Origin of the sequence: Nonomuraea sp. B12E4 (assembly GCF_039871825.1) — a bacterium.
In the GTDB taxonomy this organism is placed as follows: domain Bacteria; phylum Actinomycetota; class Actinomycetes; order Streptosporangiales; family Streptosporangiaceae; genus Nonomuraea.
In genome coordinates, this window is record NZ_JBDPME010000010.1 from 182,743 (window position 1) to 198,819 (window position 16,077).

The 16,077-nt window shown below is 67.6% G+C and carries 19 protein-coding genes; 17 read left to right on the forward strand and 2 right to left on the reverse strand.

What is annotated here, in order from left to right; genetic code table 11:
* Positions 1–26 precede the first annotated feature (26 nt).
* From glyA to ABGB18_RS23765, 13 genes are all read left to right on the forward strand, one after another.
* Positions 27–1,292, forward strand: a complete 1,266-nt coding sequence (glyA, locus tag ABGB18_RS23705; RefSeq protein ID WP_347697760.1) for a serine hydroxymethyltransferase — start codon at positions 27–29, stop codon at positions 1,290–1,292.
* Between the two features lie 57 nt (positions 1,293–1,349).
* Positions 1,350–2,636 carry an MraY family glycosyltransferase gene (locus ABGB18_RS23710; protein ID WP_347697761.1) on the forward strand — a complete coding sequence of 429 codons (1,287 nt, stop codon included), beginning with the start codon at positions 1,350–1,352 and terminating at the stop codon, positions 2,634–2,636.
* A gap of 130 nt (positions 2,637–2,766) precedes the next feature.
* Positions 2,767–3,189, forward strand: a complete 423-nt coding sequence (locus ABGB18_RS23715) for a hypothetical protein (RefSeq protein ID WP_347697762.1) — start codon at positions 2,767–2,769, stop codon at positions 3,187–3,189.
* Positions 3,190–3,254: 65 nt separating this feature from the next.
* Complete coding sequence (locus tag ABGB18_RS23720; protein WP_347697763.1) at positions 3,255–3,470, forward strand: AtpZ/AtpI family protein; 216 nt, start codon at positions 3,255–3,257, stop codon at positions 3,468–3,470.
* A 70-nt stretch (positions 3,471–3,540) separates the two neighbouring features.
* Positions 3,541–4,338, forward strand: coding sequence for a F0F1 ATP synthase subunit A (atpB, locus tag ABGB18_RS23725; protein WP_347697764.1), 798 nt, complete (start codon positions 3,541–3,543; stop codon positions 4,336–4,338).
* A gap of 70 nt (positions 4,339–4,408) precedes the next feature.
* The gene (gene atpE, locus ABGB18_RS23730; protein ID WP_347697765.1) at positions 4,409–4,648 is read left to right on the forward strand and encodes an ATP synthase F0 subunit C; all 240 of its coding nucleotides are present in this window, start codon (positions 4,409–4,411) and stop codon (positions 4,646–4,648) included.
* A gap of 27 nt (positions 4,649–4,675) precedes the next feature.
* Entirely contained in the window at positions 4,676–5,233 is a 558-nt protein-coding gene (locus tag ABGB18_RS23735) for a F0F1 ATP synthase subunit B (protein ID WP_347697766.1), read from the forward strand.
* Complete coding sequence (locus tag ABGB18_RS23740) at positions 5,233–6,042, forward strand: F0F1 ATP synthase subunit delta (protein WP_347697767.1); 810 nt, start codon at positions 5,233–5,235, stop codon at positions 6,040–6,042. Before ABGB18_RS23735 ends, ABGB18_RS23740 begins: the two co-directional genes overlap by 1 nt.
* Positions 6,043–6,079: 37 nt before the next feature.
* Complete coding sequence (atpA, locus tag ABGB18_RS23745) at positions 6,080–7,729, forward strand: F0F1 ATP synthase subunit alpha (protein ID WP_347697768.1); 1,650 nt, start codon at positions 6,080–6,082, stop codon at positions 7,727–7,729.
* Between the two features lie 3 nt (positions 7,730–7,732).
* Positions 7,733–8,635 carry a F0F1 ATP synthase subunit gamma gene (locus tag ABGB18_RS23750; RefSeq protein ID WP_347697769.1) on the forward strand — a complete coding sequence of 301 codons (903 nt, stop codon included), beginning with the start codon at positions 7,733–7,735 and terminating at the stop codon, positions 8,633–8,635.
* Position 8,636: 1 nt separating this feature from the next.
* Positions 8,637–10,085 carry a F0F1 ATP synthase subunit beta gene (gene atpD / locus ABGB18_RS23755; protein WP_347697770.1) on the forward strand — a complete coding sequence of 483 codons (1,449 nt, stop codon included), beginning with the start codon at positions 8,637–8,639 and terminating at the stop codon, positions 10,083–10,085.
* A 103-nt stretch (positions 10,086–10,188) separates the two neighbouring features.
* Entirely contained in the window at positions 10,189–10,590 is a 402-nt protein-coding gene (locus ABGB18_RS23760; protein ID WP_090935559.1) for a F0F1 ATP synthase subunit epsilon, read from the forward strand.
* Between the two features lie 29 nt (positions 10,591–10,619).
* Positions 10,620–11,000: a DUF2550 domain-containing protein gene (locus tag ABGB18_RS23765; RefSeq protein ID WP_347697771.1), complete on the forward strand. Its 381-nt coding sequence runs from the start codon at positions 10,620–10,622 to the stop codon at positions 10,998–11,000.
* Positions 11,001–11,003: 3 nt separating this feature from the next.
* Here the strand turns inward: ABGB18_RS23765 and ABGB18_RS23770 are convergent, their stop codons facing one another.
* Positions 11,004–11,594, reverse strand: coding sequence for a cob(I)yrinic acid a,c-diamide adenosyltransferase (locus ABGB18_RS23770; RefSeq protein ID WP_347697772.1), 591 nt, complete (start codon positions 11,592–11,594; stop codon positions 11,004–11,006).
* Between the two features lie 165 nt (positions 11,595–11,759).
* Between ABGB18_RS23770 and ABGB18_RS23775 the strand changes: the two genes are divergently transcribed.
* The 4 genes from ABGB18_RS23775 (at position 11,760) to ABGB18_RS23790 (ending at position 15,324) form a co-directional block, all read left to right on the forward strand.
* Positions 11,760–12,656 carry an ATP-binding cassette domain-containing protein gene (locus ABGB18_RS23775; RefSeq protein WP_347697773.1) on the forward strand — a complete coding sequence of 299 codons (897 nt, stop codon included), beginning with the start codon at positions 11,760–11,762 and terminating at the stop codon, positions 12,654–12,656.
* Positions 12,653–13,762: an ABC transporter permease gene (locus ABGB18_RS23780; protein WP_347697774.1), complete on the forward strand. Its 1,110-nt coding sequence runs from the start codon at positions 12,653–12,655 to the stop codon at positions 13,760–13,762. The genes ABGB18_RS23775 and ABGB18_RS23780 overlap by 4 nt, the downstream gene beginning before the upstream one ends.
* Complete coding sequence (locus ABGB18_RS23785; protein WP_347697775.1) at positions 13,763–14,926, forward strand: histidine kinase; 1,164 nt, start codon at positions 13,763–13,765, stop codon at positions 14,924–14,926.
* 80 nt (positions 14,927–15,006) lie between these two features.
* Complete coding sequence (locus tag ABGB18_RS23790) at positions 15,007–15,324, forward strand: STAS domain-containing protein (RefSeq protein WP_347697776.1); 318 nt, start codon at positions 15,007–15,009, stop codon at positions 15,322–15,324.
* 127 nt (positions 15,325–15,451) lie between these two features.
* Here ABGB18_RS23790 and ABGB18_RS23795 read toward each other — a convergent pair whose 3' ends face one another.
* A complete protein-coding gene (locus tag ABGB18_RS23795) occupies positions 15,452–15,994 on the reverse strand; it encodes a TetR/AcrR family transcriptional regulator (protein ID WP_347697777.1) in 543 nt (180 codons plus the stop codon).
* Between the last annotated feature and the right edge of the window lie 83 nt (positions 15,995–16,077).

A 16,077-nucleotide genomic window follows, 5' to 3' on the forward strand; every position in this document is an offset into this window, starting at 1 on the left:
ACGGGACATCGGGTCGTAGTAGGGAAATGGGTGCGCAGCCCTACTACGGCCCGGACTTCGGGCTGCTGCAGCGGCAGGATCCCGAGCTCGCTCAGGTCCTGCTCGACGAACTGGACCGAGTTCGCGGCGGGCTCCAACTCATCGCGAGCGAGAACTTCACCTCGCCCGCAGTCCTGGCCGCCCTGGGATCCACCCTCACCAGCAAGTACGCCGAGGGCTACCCGGGCCGGCGCTACTACGGCGGTTGCGAGGTCGTGGACCGGGCCGAGCGGCTGGCGGTGGACCGGGCGCGGCGGCTGTTCGGCGCCGAGCACGCCAACGTCCAGCCCCACTCCGGCGCCTCCGCGAACCTGGCCGCCTACGCCGCCCTGCTCCAGCCAGGTGACACCATGCTGGCCATGGCCCTGCCGCACGGCGGCCACCTCACCCATGGCTCGAAGGTGAACTTCTCCGGAAGATGGTTCGACGTCGTCTCGTACGGGGTGCGTCGGGACACCGAACTCATCGACTACGACGAGGTGCGCGACCTCGCGCTGCGGCACCAGCCCAAGCTCATCGTGTGTGGCGCCACGGCGTACCCGAGGCTGATCGACTTCGCGGCCTTCCGTGGCATCGCCGACGAGGTGGGGGCGTGGTTGCTGGCTGACGCGGCGCACCCGATCGGCCTGATGGCGGGCGGCGTGATCCCCTCGGCGGTGCCGTACGCGGATGTGGTGACCCTCACCACGCACAAGGCGCTGCGCGGGCCGCGCGGCGGTGCCATCCTGTGCACCGGGGAGCTGGCGAGGAAGATCGACCGGGCGGTGTTCCCGTTCGTCCAGGGCGGGCCGCTGATGCACGTGGTGGCGGCCAAGGCGGTGGCGTTCGGGGAGGCGATGCGGCCGGAGTTCGCCGAGTACGCCAGGCGGGTGGTGGCGAACGCGCGGGCGCTGTCGGACGCGCTGGCCGCCGCGGGGATGCGGCCGGTGTCCGGCGGCACGGACACCCACCTGGCCCTGATAGACCTGCGGGACATCGGGGTGTCGGGGGCGGAGGCGGAGCGCAGGTGCGCGGCGGCCGGGATCACGCTCAACCGCAACGTGATCCCCTACGACCCCCAGCCTCCGGCCGTGACCTCGGGGATCCGTGTCGGCACGCCGTGCGTGACGACCCAGGGCATGGGGCCCGAGGAGCTCAAAGAGGTGGGGACTCTGGTGGCCTGCGCGGTGCGCCGGCCGGGCGGCGCGAGCGAGGTTCGGGAAAGAGTTTCGGCGCTTCTGGCCATACATCGGCCATATCTGAGCGAATATTAAGCTGGTCTGAGTCGTTTTCCGGTCACAGTCGGCCGGAGGATCCGGGAAACTAGGTACGTGCGCGAATACTTGTTCATGGCGCTCATCTCGGCAGCTGTGACCTACCTGCTGGTCCCCCTGGTGCGCCGTTTCGCCATCCGCATCGGTGCCATGCCCGAGATTCGCGATCGTGACGTGCACACCACGCCGACGCCGCGGCTGGGCGGCCTGGCCATGTACGGCGGGCTGGTCGCGGGCCTGGTGCTGGCCGGTCAGCTCACCCACTCCGGCTCGGCGCTGACGGGCAACACGGACGCCCAGCCGGTGCTGGCGCTGATCGTCGCGGGCGGGCTCATCACGCTCACCGGGTTCCTGGACGACTGGTGGGGCATGGACCCCTTCATCAAGCTGGCCGGCCAGGTTGCGGCGGCCGGGGTGCTGGTCTTCTTCGGGATGCGGCTGACCTCCCTCCCGCTGCCGGAGGCCTGGGGCGGCCCGACCAGCCTCGACTACACGCTCAGCACCGTCATCACCATCCTGGTCGTGGTCGTGACGATCAACGCGGTCAACTTCGTGGACGGGCTCGACGGGCTCGCCGCCGGGATCGTGTGCATCGCCGGCCTGGCCACCTGGGCCTATTCGATCATCATTTCGCAGGACATCAACGGCAGTAACATCACCGCCACGGCCGCCATCGCCGCCGTGCTCATCGGCACCTGCCTGGGCTTCCTGCCGCACAACTTCCACCCGGCGAAGATCTTCATGGGCGACACCGGCGCCATGCTGATCGGGCTGGTGCTGGCCTCCTCGATCATCACCGTGACACCGGTCGACACCTGGGCCATCGTGGAGATGAACAAGTTTCCGGTGGTGCTGCCGCTGCTCATCCCCGCGGCGGTGCTGGTGCTGCCGCTCATCGACCTGATCACCGCGGTCGTGCGGCGCACCTCCTACGGCTTGTCGCCATTCTCGCCCGACCGCGGTCACCTGCACCACCGGCTGATGGACATCGGCCACTCGCACCGGCGGTCCGTGCTGATCATGTACGCCTGGACCTTCCTGTTCTCGTTCGGCATCGTGGGCATGTCCACCGTGGGCGTGCCGGTCCTGCTGTTCCCCGTGGTCATCGTGCTGGCGGTGGCCGTTCTGGTGCTGATGGCCCTGCCGCGCTGGCGGAGCAAGGGCGGGGCGCACTCGGCGCCGCGCGGCAAGGGCGACGACGACGGGCCGCCCACCGGTCCGATGCCACCGATCCTGCCGGACACCGAGGTCAGACGGCAGGAGCCACCCGCGGACGGCCCTTCGGCCGAGCGCGCGTCTGCCGAGGGCAAACCGGTCATCCCGGCCTTTCCGAGCCGTTCTTGATCGCGAACTAGAAACGGCAGGTAAAAGCGGTCTTCCGTGAGCTTGTGATATCTTTCACGAGCAGGGGCCCCAGACCCGCCGGTTCTAGGGGTAGCAAACGCTCGCTTGATAACATGTTGATGGAGCACCGATGCAGGCCAATGACGTGCGCGTACTCAGGAGCGCCGCGATCCCGACCTTCGCGGTCGGGTTGGTGGCCGTGGTCGCCTCACTTCTGGTGGCAGGCGGCAAGGGCGCGCTGGGCGCGGCGCTCGGCACCTTGCTAGTCGGGGTTTTCTTCAGCATCAGCGTGGTGGCGGTGTCGTATGCCGCGCGTGTCTCCCCCCAGATGATGGCGATCGCCGCGATGGTCAGCTACCTCGTCAAAGTCGTCGTCATCATGGTCGTGCTGTCCTCCTTCCGCGACACCACCGCCTGGAACACCGTGGCGTTCGCCTGGTCGGTCGTGGTTTGCACGCTTGTCTGGACGGGTTTCGAGGTCCGCGCGTTCCTCAAGACGAAGATGCTCTACGTCGATCCGGAGGCCTCCGTTCCGGGAAAGGGCGAGTCATGAGATCGGTGCCCGGGCGGGGCCCGATATGACTAGTCCTCCACTTGCCTGCTATCGTCAGCCCCGCGATGAGCGCACAGGAACGCCGACCGGAAGAAGACGGTCGCGACTTCGCCGACGCCATGTGGTCAGTCCCCAGCTATCTGGTCGGAGGGATGGCCGTCTACGGCGGAATCGGCTGGTTGCTGGACCGCTGGCTGGACATGTCCGCGTTCTTCCCCATAGGCATCGTCCTAGGGGTGGTGCTCGGCGGCTACCTGGCATACCGGAAGTTCGGTCGCTAGCCCCACCCGGCGATCACTCCGCCGATGAGGAAATTCTTGTGATCCACTACGACGTTGAAGGGAACGCCGCGTGAACGCGCTGACGGTCCTAGCTCCCGCCGACCAGTTCCAGGCACCGTCGCCTGACGAGCTGTTCAACTCCTTTACTCCGATCATTCCCGGGGTCGACTGGTTCACCAAGCCGGTTCTGCTCGCCATCATCAGCATGCTTCTGGTGGTCGGCGTCTGCTGGGCGGCCTTCGCCAACCCCAAGGTGGTCCCCAGGGGTGTGCAGAACGTCGTCGAGTTCGGCTACATGTTCGTCCGCGACCAGGTCGCCCGGCCCTTCCTCGGCAAGGACGCGGACCGGTGGATGGGCCTGCTGGTGTCCATTTTCTTCCTGGTTCTGGTCTGGAACCTGATGGGCGTCGTGCCGATCCTGCAGTTCCCGGTGGCCTCGCACATCGCCTTCCCGATCGTGCTGGCGGCGCTGATCTACGTTCTCAAGATCTACCTGGGCATCAAGCACCAGGGCGGCTGGGGCTACTTCAAGAACATGATGTTCCCGCCGGGACTGCCCAAGGGCATCTACCTGCTGCTGGCGCCGATCGAGTTTCTGTCCAACCTGATCATCGCGCCGTTCACGCACGCGGTCCGACTCTTCGCGAACATGTTCGCCGGTCACATGCTCCTGGCCTTCTTCAGCATGGTGGGCTTCTGGTTCCTCTTCGAGAAGCTGACCCCGCTGGGCGCGGGCGTCGGCGTGGTCGGCGTGATCATGACGATCATCTTCACGGCCTTCGAGATCTTCATCCAGTACCTGCAGGCGTTCCTCTTCGCGATGCTGGCAGCGATGTACATCGGTAACTCCTTGCACGCAGAACACTGAGAACCACATACCGGAATATCCATGACCGGTGAGACTTCCCTTCACCGGCCGTCCAGTAAAGGAATAAGCAATGAGCGTTCTCGCTGAGGTCTCCGGCAACGTCACCGCCATCGGTTACGGTCTCGCCGCCATCGGCCCCGGCATCGGCGTCGGCATCATCTTCGGCCAGGGCGTGCAGGCCATCGCCCGCCAGCCGGAGGCGTACCCCCTGATCCGCCAGAACATGCTCCTCGGCTTCGTCCTCACCGAGGCCCTGGCCCTCCTGGGCCTGGTCGCGCCGTTCATCTTCCAGAACATCGGCGCTGCCTGATCACCCTTCTGACGAAAGGCTGCACCCATGATGATCAAAGCAGCTGCGCTCCTCGCGGCGGAGGAGGGCGCCAACCCGCTCCTTCCGCACACCTTCGAGCTCGTCGTCGGTATCTTCTCGTTCCTCGTCGTCTTCATCGTCGTCGGCAGGATGCTCGTCCCGCGTATCCAGAAGACGCTGGCCGAGCGGACCGACGCGATCGAGGGCGGCATCAAGAGGGCCGAGGAGGCCCAGGCCGAGGCTCAGGTCCTGCAGCGGCGCTACGCCGAGCAGCTTGAGGAGGCCCGTCGCGACGCGGCCAGGCTGCGCGAGGAGGCTCGCGAGCAGGCCGCGCAGATCAAGGCGGAGCTCCGTGAGGAGGCGCAGGCAGAGGCCCGCCGTCTCGTGGAGGCCGCGCACGCGCAGATCGAGGCGGACCGCCAGGCGGCGTTCGCTCAGCTCCGTACGGAGATCGGTCGCCTGTCGACCGAGCTGGCCGGCCGCATCGTCGGCGAGTCCCTGGAGGACGAGGCCAGGCAGAGCCGCATCGTCGACCGGTTCCTCGATGAGCTGGAGAGTTCTCAGTCGGCGCAGGCGGTGCGTTGATGAGGGGCCTGAGCAGGTCGTCGTTCGCGCAGGTCGAAGAGCGGTTCAACGCGGTCGCCGGTAGCGCCGACCTCGGCACGCTCTCCGACGAGCTGTTTGCCGTCGCGGACCTGCTCGACCGTGAGCACGGCCTGCGCCGTGCCCTGTCCGACCCGGCCAGGGCAGGTGAGCGGAAGGCGGGAGCGGTGCGCTCCCTGCTCGACGGCAAGGTCAGCGAGGCGGCGGTGGCCACGGCCGAATCCGCGGTCTCGGTCCCGTGGTCGCGCGGCGGTGACCTGGCCGACGTGCTCGAACGGCTCGGCGTCGTCGCCGCGGCGGCGGAGGCGGAGAGCCAGTCCAGGCTCGACGACGTGGAGGACGAGCTCTTCCGCTTCGGCCGCATCGTCGCCGCCAACTCCGACCTGCGTCGCGCCCTGGCCGACGCGGGCGCCCCGGATTCGGGCAAGCGGGAGCTGCTGCGCGACCTGCTCGGCGGCAAGGTCGCGCCGACCAGCCTGCGCCTGATCACGCAGGTGGCGGTACACCCGCGAGGACGTAGCCTGGAGTCAGGCCTGGAAGAGGTCGGCCAGCTCGTGGCGCAGCAGCGCCAGCGCCTCGTGGCCGTCGTTCGCAGCGCGGTGGAGCTGACCGAGGAGCAGAAGCGGCGCCTGTCGGCGTGGCTGAGCGACTCCTACGGCCGCGACGTGCACCTGAACGTCGAGGTCGACAAGAGAGTGCTAGGTGGGTTCTCGGTCCGCATCGGCGACGAGATCATCGACACCACCATTGTGGGACGAATCGAAGAAGTCCGCCGCCGGTTGGCCGGCTAGCGAATCGGTGGACCGTGGATAGGGAGACAGAGTAGAGATGGCGGAGCTTACGATCCGGCCGGACGAGATCCGGGACGCGCTTGAGCGCTTCGTCCAGGCGTACGAACCGGAAGGCGCCGCGCGCGAGGAGATCGGGACCGTCGTCGACGCCGGCGACGGCATTGCCCATGTCTCAGGCCTTCCCTCGGCGATGGCGAACGAGCTGCTCGAGTTCGAGAACGGCACGCGCGGCCTGGCACTTAACCTCGACACCCGCGAGATCGGTGTCGTGATCCTGGGCGACTTCAGCGGCACCGAGGAGGGCCAGACCGTCCGCAGGACGGGCGAGGTCCTGTCCGTGCCGGTCGGCGACAACTTCCTCGGTCGCGTGGTCGACCCCCTGGGTAACCCGCTTGACGGCAAGGGTGCCATCGAGTCCGAAGGCCTGCGCGCCCTCGAACTCCAGGCCCCCACGGTCGTCCAGCGGCAGCCGGTGAAGCAGCCGCTGCAGACCGGCATCAAGGCGATCGACGCCATGACGCCGATCGGCCGCGGCCAGCGCCAGCTGATCATCGGTGACCGTGGCACCGGCAAGACCGCGATCGCCGTGGACACCATCCTCAACCAGCGTGAAGCCTGGGCCTCCGGCGACGTGACCAAGCAGGTGCGCTGCGTCTACGTCGCGATCGGCCAGAAGGGCTCGACGATCGCGCAGGTCAAGGCCCGGCTGGAGGAGGCGGGCGCGCTTGAATACACCACCATCGTCGCCGCCCCGGCCTCCGACCCGGCCGGCTACAAATACCTTGCCCCCTACACCGGCTCGGCCATCGGCCAGCACTGGATGTACCAGGGCAAGCACGTCCTGATCATCTTCGACGACCTGACCAAGCAGGCCGACGCCTACCGCGCCGTGTCCCTGCTGCTGCGTCGCCCGCCGGGCCGCGAGGCCTTCCCCGGCGACGTCTTCTACCTCCACTCCCGGCTGCTGGAGCGCTGCGCGAAGCTCTCCGACGACATGGGTGGTGGCTCGATGACGGGTCTGCCGATCATCGAGACCAAGGGTAACGACGTGTCGGCGTTCATTCCGACCAACGTCATCTCCATCACCGACGGTCAGTGCTTCCTCGAGACCGACCTGTTCAACGCGGGTGTGCGCCCGGCCATCAACGTCGGTATCTCCGTCTCCCGAGTCGGTGGTTCGGCGCAGGTCAAGGCCATGCGTAAGGTCGCGGGCACGCTTAAGCTGTCGCTGTCGCAGTATCGCGACCTGGAGGCGTTCGCCTCGTTCGCCTCCGACCTCGACGCCGCCTCCCTCGCTCAGCTCGAGCGCGGTCAGCGCCTGGTCGAGCTGCTCAAGCAGCCGCAGTACTCGCCGTTCCCGGTTGAGAAGCAGGTCGTGTCGGTGTGGGCCGGCACCACCGGCGAGCTCGACGACGTGCCGATCGAGGACGTCCGTCGCTTCGAGTCGGAGTTCCTCGACTTCCTGCAGTCCTCGCACAAGGGCATCTTCGACGGCATCCGGGAGACCAACGACCTTTCCGACGACGCCGTGACGGTCCTCAAGGACGCCGTCACGGAGTTCAAGAAGGGCTTCACCACGTCCTCCGGTGAGCTGCTGGTCAAGGACGAGCCGGTGGCCCCGCTGGAGGCGGGCGAGGTCGGCCAGGAGAAGATCAAGAAGGTCGTCCGTCCGGCGACGGAGAAGTAGGACATGGGTGCCCAGCTAAGGCTGCTGCGGCGGCGGATCAGCTCGGTCAAGTCGATCGCGAAGATCACGCGTGCCCAGGAGCTCATCGCCTCCTCGCGGATCGTGCGGGCGCAGCAGCGGATGCAGGCGGCTCTGCCGTACGAGCGCGAGATCACCCGCGCCGTCACCGGCGTCGTCAGCAACGCGGCCAGCGTCGACCATCCGCTGACCGTGGCGAAGGAGAACCCCACCAAGGCGGGCGTGCTCATCGTCACCAGCGACAGCGGGTTCTGCGGTGGCTTCAACGCCAACGTGCTGCGCGAGGCCGAGGCCCTGCGCGGGCTGCTGGAGAGCCGCGGGCTGACGCCGGTGCCGTTCGTCACCGGCGTCAAGGGCGTCACCTGGCACACCTTCCGCAACCGGGAGATGGGCGGGAGTTGGGTGGGCTTCTCGCGGAAGCCCGCCTACGCCGACGCCAAGCGGATCGCGAACGTGCTGATCGACTCGTTCAAGGACGACAACGGGATCGACGAGATCCACATCGTGTCGACCGAGTTCGTGTCGATGCTCACGCAGAACGTCGTGGTCAAGCGTGTGCTGCCGCTGGAGGTCGAGGAGACCGAGGTGACGGACACCAGCGCGATCCCGCCGTACTTCGAGTTCGAGCCGACCGCGGCCGACGTGCTGGAGTCGCTGCTCCCGCGTTATGTGGAGTCCCGCATCTTCACGGCGTTGCTGCAGTCGGCGGCCGCGGAGGAGGCCGCACGGCGGCGTGCGATGAAGGCAGCGACCGACAACGGCAACGAGCTGATGCGGGTGCTGACCCAGCAGATGAACCAGGCTCGCCAGGCCGAGATCACCCAGGAAATCAGCGAGATCGTCGGTGGGGCCAACGCGCTCGCTGACGCCGCAGCGGGGAAAGAGTGAAATGACTGCAGAGGCTGTTGAGACTGTAGAAGCCCCCGCGGCCGGCACAGGCCGCGTGGCACGCGTCACCGGCGCCGTCGTCGACGTGGAGTTCCCCGTCGATGCGATGCCCGACATCTATAACGCGCTCCATGTCGAGGTGACCCTCGGCGGCGAGACCAAGACCCTGACCCTCGAGGTCGCCCAGCACCTGGGTGACAACCTCGTACGCGCCATCTCCATGCAGCCCACCGACGGCCTGGTCCGCGGCCAGGCCGTGACGGACACCGGCGGCCCGATCTCGGTGCCGGTCGGCGACGTCGTCAAGGGCCACGTGTGGAACGCGCTGGGCGAGACGCTCGACGTGCCGACCGCATCGCTCAAGATCGAGGAGCGGTGGGGCATCCACCGGCCGTCGCCGCCCTTCGACCAGCTCGAGTCCCGTACGGAGCTGCTGGTCACCGGTATCAAGGTCATCGACCTGCTCACCCCTTACGTGCAGGGTGGGAAGATCGGTCTGTTCGGCGGCGCCGGCGTCGGCAAGACCGTTCTGATCCAGGAGATGATCCGCCGGGTCGCCCGTAACTTCGGTGGCACCTCGTGCTTCGCCGGTGTGGGCGAGCGCACCCGTGAGGGCAACGACCTCTGGCTGGAGATGGAGGAGGCGGACGTCCTCAAGGACACCGCGCTCGTCTTCGGCCAGATGGACGAGCCGCCGGGCACCCGGCTGCGGGTGGCGCTGTCGGCGCTGACGATGGCGGAATACTTCCGCGACGTGCAGAAGCAGGACGTGCTGCTGTTCATCGACAACATCTTCCGCTTCACGCAGGCAGGTTCGGAGGTCTCGACCCTGCTCGGCCGTATGCCCTCCGCGGTGGGTTACCAGCCGACGCTGGCCGACGAGATGGGTGTGCTCCAGGAGCGCATCACCTCGACGCGTGGTCACTCGATCACCTCCATGCAGGCGATCTACGTGCCCGCCGACGACATCACCGACCCGGCGCCGCACAACGCGTTCGCGCACCTCGACGCGCAGACCGTGCTCTCCCGGCCGATCTCGGAGAAGGGCATCTACCCGGCGGTGGACCCGCTCGACTCCTCCTCCCGGATCCTCGACCCGCAGATCGTGGGCGAGGAGCACTACCGGGTGGCCCAGGAGACCAAGCGGATCCTGCAGAAGTACCGCGAGCTCCAGGACATCATCGCGATCCTCGGTATCGACGAGCTGTCCGAAGAGGACAAGGTCACCGTCCAGCGGGCCCGTCGCATCGAGCGCTTCCTGTCGCACCCGATGTACGCCGCCGAGGCGTTCACCGGCCAGCCGGGCGAGACCGTCCCGCTGGACGAGACCATCGCCTCGTTCAAGGGTCTGTGCGCCGGCGAGTACGACCACCTGCCCGAGCAGGCGTTCTTCATGGTCGGTGGCATCGAGCAGGCCGTGACCAAGGCCAAGGAACTCGAGCGCCGCTAATCGCCCCAGGGGTGGGCCGCGTCCAGCGGTCCACCCGCACCTGCGGTAGTGACGGGGCACGGAAGGGCCACCTCACTACCTGATCAGAAAGGAACCTACACAAGTGGCGAAGCTACGCGTAGGGGTTGTCTCACCCGAGCGTGAGATCTGGTCGGGCGAGGCCGACATGGTGATTGCCAAGACCGTGGACGGCGAGATCGGTATTATGCCGCAACACGCACCTGTGCTCGGTGTCCTCGTCGAGGGCGGCGTGCTGCGTGTGAAGCGGGAGGGCGAAGGAGATCTCGTCGCGGCGGTGCACGGAGGTTTCATCTCCGTGGCCGACAATGAGGTGTCGGTGCTCGCCGAGGTGGCCGAGCTAGGCTCCGAGGTCGACGTCGCGGCTGCCCGTGATGCTCTCGACCGGGCCCAGGCCTCCATCGAGGCCGACCATGAGGACGCCGACGCGGCCATTGAGGCCAAACGTGCCAGGGCACGGCTGAAGGCCGCGGGCGAAGAGGTTTAATACTTAGAACAGCGGGCTCAGGGGGCGGCATGGTGGCGACGGTCGTGATTATCGTATTGCTGTGTGCCGCCCTCATAGTTCTGCGCGGGGTCACGCTGGCCCGTTCGCGCGGGAGCGTACCCTGCCGCCTGCGGGTGGGTGAGGGCGGCTGGCAAAGCGGGGTGGCCCGCTATGCCGACGGGGAGCTTCACTGGATTCCCCTCCTGGGCATCCGACTGAGGCCGCGCCACGCGATAGCGAGGCGCGGCCTCGTCGTTTCCGCCCGCCGTGAGATCGACGGCGGGCTTTTCGCTGTCGATTTCGGCGGAAGCACGCGTGATGTGTCGATCGCGATGAGCGCCGATGCGATGACGGGGTTCCTGGCCTGGCTGGAGTCGGCTCCCCCCAGCGCCTATCTGGACGTCGCCTGACGTCTAGCGGGTGCCGCCGGGCTTCCAGAGGATCTCGTTGCCGGCGTGGGCCACGCGGCAGGCGATGAACAGCAGGTCGGACAGTCGGTTGAGGTATTTCGCGGTCAGCGGGTTGACGTCGTCGTGCTCGTGCAGGGCGGCCCAGGTGGTGCGCTCGGCGCGGCGGACCGTGACCCTGGCCACGTGGAGTGCGGCCGTGGCCGGGTCGCCGCCGGGGAGGATGAAGCTGCGCAGCGGCTTGAGGCCGGTGTTGAGGCGATCGCACTGCTCTTCGAGGCGGTCGACGTAGGACTGCTCGACCCGCAGCGGGGGGAACTCCGGGTTGTCGGTGACCGGCGTGGACAGGTCGGCTCCGAGGTCGAACAGCTCATTCTGGACGCGTATCAGGATCTCCACGAGGTCGGCGGGCAGCGTGCCGTGGGAGAGGGCGACGCCGAGGTGGGCGTTGGCCTCCTCCACGTCGGCGTAGGCGGCCAGCCGGGAATCGGTCTTCGAGGTGCGGCTCATGTCGCTGAGCGTTGTGCTGCCGTCGTCCCCGAGGCGGGTGTAGATGCGGGAGAGGACGACCGGCTTGTCCTTGTCTGCACGCGTCATGACCTCAGCGTAATGGGGGTGTGATGGCCCCGGCGTGCCGGTGGTGGGTCATGACAAATGTCATCGACATCGGCCGCGGGATCCATATCGGGCTCGTGATTTCGGCGACTGGCCGGGCGAATGCCGTAAACGCCACGATTGACCCATGACGAAGGAGAGGACCTGATGCTCGAGATCAGCGAACTGCGCAAGCGTTTCGCGGGCGGGCCCGACACCCCCAACGGCAAGGTCGCCCTGGACGGAATCGGCTTCAGCGTACGGCCGGGGGAGATGTTCGGTTTCGTCGGAGCGAACGGCGCCGGCAAGACGACGACCATGCGCATCGTCATGGGGGTGCTGCAGGCCGACTCCGGTTCGGTGACCTGGCAGGGCAAGCCGCTCGGCTATGACGAGCGGCAGCGCTTCGGCTACATGCCGGAGGAGCGCGGGCTCTACCAGAAGATGCGGGTGGCCGAGCAGATCGAGTATTTCGGCCGGCTCCACGGGCTGGGCCCGGCGGAGGCGAAGAAGGCCACCGACGACCTGCTGGAGCGGCTCGGGCTGACCGAGCGCCGGGGTGACGCGGTGCAGGCGCTCTCCCTGGGCAACCAGCAGCGGGTGCAACTCGCCGTGGCGCTGGTGCACGACCCCGAGGTTCTCATCCTGGACGAGCCGTTCTCCGGGCTCGACCCGATCGCGGTGGACGCGCTGGCCACGGCGCTGCAGGAGCGGTGCAGGGGCGGCGTGCCGGTGATCTTCTCCAGTCACCAACTGGAGCTGGTCGAGCGGCTGTGCGACTCGGTCGGCATCGTCTCGGCGGGCCGGATGGTGGCCACGGGCACGGTGGCCGACCTGCGCGCCGCCGAGAGCAACTCGTTGCGCGTGGTCGTCAGGAACCCCGCGCCGGGCTGGGCGGACGGCCTGCCCGGCACGGTCACCGTGGCGGGCGACCGGCACACCCTGCGCACCGACGACGGCGACGACCAGGAGATCCTGCGCCGCGCCATGAAGGCCGGGCACGTGGAGCACTTCGGCATCGAGCAGCCGACCCTCACCGAGATCTTCAAGGAGGCCGTGGCGTGAACGGACTGATGCTGGTCGCCCGGCGGGAGATCACCACACAGATACGGACGAAGGGGTTCGTGATCGGCCTGCTGATCACGGCGTTGCTGGTGGCGGCTGTGTCCTTCGCGCCCAAGATATTCGGTGGGCCCACCTCGTACACGCTCGGCACGGTCAACTCCCAGCAACTGCCGCTGCAGGCCGCCGCGCCGGACGCGGAGGTCACCTGGCGCTCCTTCCCTGACGAGAACGCGGCCAAGAAGGCCGTTCTGGCAGGGGACGTGGACGCGGTGCTGGTCAACGGCACCAAGGTGATCAGCGACGGGGAGATCGACTCTCAGCTCGGCGTGCTGCTGCAGAGTGTCAACAAGGAGAGCAGGCTCGGGGCCGCCGGGGTCTCGATCCCGCTGCTGCGGATGGAGTCCGTGGGCGCCGACACGCGTTACGAGGCCGCCCGCGCCGGGATCGCCGTGGTGCTGGTGCTCCTACTCTTCATGCTGCTCATGAGCCAGGTCGTGATGGTGGCGATGGGGGTCGTGGAGGAGAAGGGCAGCCGGATCGTGGAGATCCTGCTCTCCACGGTGCGGCCGTGGCAACTGCTCGGCGGCAAGATCGTCGGACTGGGCGTGCTCGGCCTGATCAACCTCGCCACGATCGCGGTCGTGGGCTTGCTCGGGGCCGTGGCCTCCGGCCTGGCCGCGGACTTCCCGCCCGGCATTCCCGGCCTGCTGGCAGGGGTGCTGGTGTGGTTCGTGCTGGGCTATGCCTTCTTCGCCACGCTGTCGGCCGCGCTCGCGTCGCTGGTTTCGCGCCAGGAGGAGGTGAACACCGTGCTGACGCCGCTGACCATGCTGCTCATGGTCACGTACTTCGTCGCCTTCTACGCCACCAGCGAACCCACCGGGACGCTGGCCACGGTATTGTCTTACGTGCCACCGTTCTCCTCGATGATCATGCCGATCCGGATGGCGGCGGTCGAGGTGCCGTTGTGGCAGGTGGGGGTCTCGATGGCGGCGATGGTCGTGGCCGTGCTGGTGGTGCTGAGCTTCGGCGCCACGGTCTACCAGCGGGCGGTGCTGCGGACGGGTGCCCGGCTCAAGCTGGGCGACGTGCTGCGTACGCGCTAGATGGATCGGATCAAGCGGGCGCGGAGCTTCACCTTCAAGATGCTGTTCTCCGGCTTCGCGATGATGTGGGTCTTCATCGTCCTGGCCATGGTGATCGCGATCGGCGAGGGGAAGATCTCCTGGTGGCGCACTGTGCCCGCACTGGCCGCCGCGATCTGGTTCACCTGGCTCTCACCACGGATGTTCAACGCGTTGATGGACCGCCGGTATCCCACCAAACTGGTGGTGGGAACGGCGGTCCTCGCTCTGGTGGCGGCGGCGCTGGGCGGGGCCAGCCCGTACGGCTGGGGATTCACGCTCGTGTGCTGGTTGTCCTTCGCCACGCTCATAGTCCACAGGCGCACGGTCGTGCTCCTGGCGGCGGGCACGTGGGTGGTCAGTGTCGGGCTCTCCGCCCTGTTCGCCGACGAATGGATCCGCACGGGGCCAGGCATGGGCTTCGAGGCGGGGATGATCCTCATGGCGCTGGTCGACGGGGTGTTCTGCGCTCTCCTGCCGCCGTGCAATCGGATGTGGCTGTGGATCTGGACGCTCGCCGAAGAGGCTCACGAGGGCCGCGAGGCGCACACGCGGCTGGCGCTGGCCGAGGAACGGCTGCGCTTCGCCAGGGACCTGCACGATCTCGTGGGGCACCAGCTTTCGGCCATCGCCGTCAAGACCGAGCTGTCCGTACGGCTGTCGGACGTGGACCCGGCGGCCGCCAAGGCCGAGATGGCCGAGGTCAACAAGCTGACCAGGAAGGCGTTGCGGGAGCTGAGGCAGGCCGTGCGCGGCTACCGCGAGCTTGACTTGACCGCTGAGCTGAATAGCGTGAAAGGTGTGCTCGAAGCGGCCGGTGTCCGTTGTCAGGTCCACCTGCCCTACCGTGAGCTGCCCGACGGAGTGGCCCCGGTGTTCGCCTACGCGGTCCGCGAGGCGGTGACCAACGTGCTCAAGCACAGCACCGCGACGGTCTGCGACATCACGATCCGCTTCACCGAGGAGGTGGCGGAGCTCAGTGTGCGCAACGACGGAGTCGCGCGGCTGCCCGTCGCCGAACTGGGCACCGGACTGGCGGGGCTGGGGGAGCGGCTGGCCGGTGTGGGGGGCAAAGTGACCGCTCATCCGACGGAAGATGGACAGTTCGTACTGAGTGCGGTCGTGTCACTCCCGATACGTGGGTAGGGGCAAAGTGTGGGGTGTTCACGTCGTGAGCGCTTCGCACAGGGTAAGACCACGCTGTGAGGCGTGACTGAGGAGGTGGCATGCGCGTCCGGGGCAATCCGAGAGCACAGGTGGTGCGGATCGGCGCCCGGCTCGACGCCGGCACGTCAGCCGGGGTGCGCGAGCGGCTGCACAAGGCCCTCGAATCCGGTGACGGTGACCTGATCCTGGACCTCTCCAAGCTGGAGATGATCGACGCCACAGGTCTCGGGGTGCTCGTGGGCGCGCATCGGCGCGCGCTGAGCGTGCAACGCCGCCTCGTTCTTCGGGGGGTGCCACCGCGGATCATGCGGATACTGGCGGTGACCCGGCTGAATCGGGTGCTGCACGTGGAGGTTCCGGCGGCCGCGGTGGCCTGACATGACATATCCGGGCGGGCGACGATCAGCCGTCGCCCGCCTTTCTTGACTTAGGCGAAATGTAGATTCCGGCTGTCCGAATGATGGTGCCGGGGAAACCGGAGTGAATGGCGATTATCGCCGCGGCTCAAGGGGCGCCGAGGCTGCGGGTGAAGATGTGCACGGCGACGTCCACGAGTTCGTCGGTCGCCGGCTGCGCCTCCGCGAGGAGCCATTCGATGAGCAACTCCTGTAACGCACCTATGACGCCGCGTGCCACCAGCCGCCGATTCAGCGGGGCGGCGGCCGGGAAATCGGCAGAGGCCTCCTCCACGAGCCGGGCGAAGGAGTCGACCGCACGCTGCCCTGAGGTGGTCAGGACATCGCCCGACCGGCGTACCTCGACGTGCATGATGCGGGCCCGCCGCCAGTCGGCCGTGGTGAACTCGATATAGGCGCGAATCCCCGCCTTGACCCTGTCGTCGAGCGTACTCGGGGCATCCTGGACCGCCTTGGCCACGACTACCAGGCTTTCCTCCACACATCGCTCGTGCAGCGCCTGCAGGAGCTCCTCGCGGCCACCGAAACATTCGTAGAAGGCGCGGTTGGAGATCCGCGCCTCCGAGCACAGCCTTTCGATGGTCGTCGCCGCGAAACCCGGCTTCGCGTATAGCGAGTAGGCGGCTGTCATCAGCCGCTCGCGTCTGTCGGCCAGTCTTTGCTCAGCCGACATTCCCCGGTAAGACCGGTTCACATTCCACCCGTCCAACATGA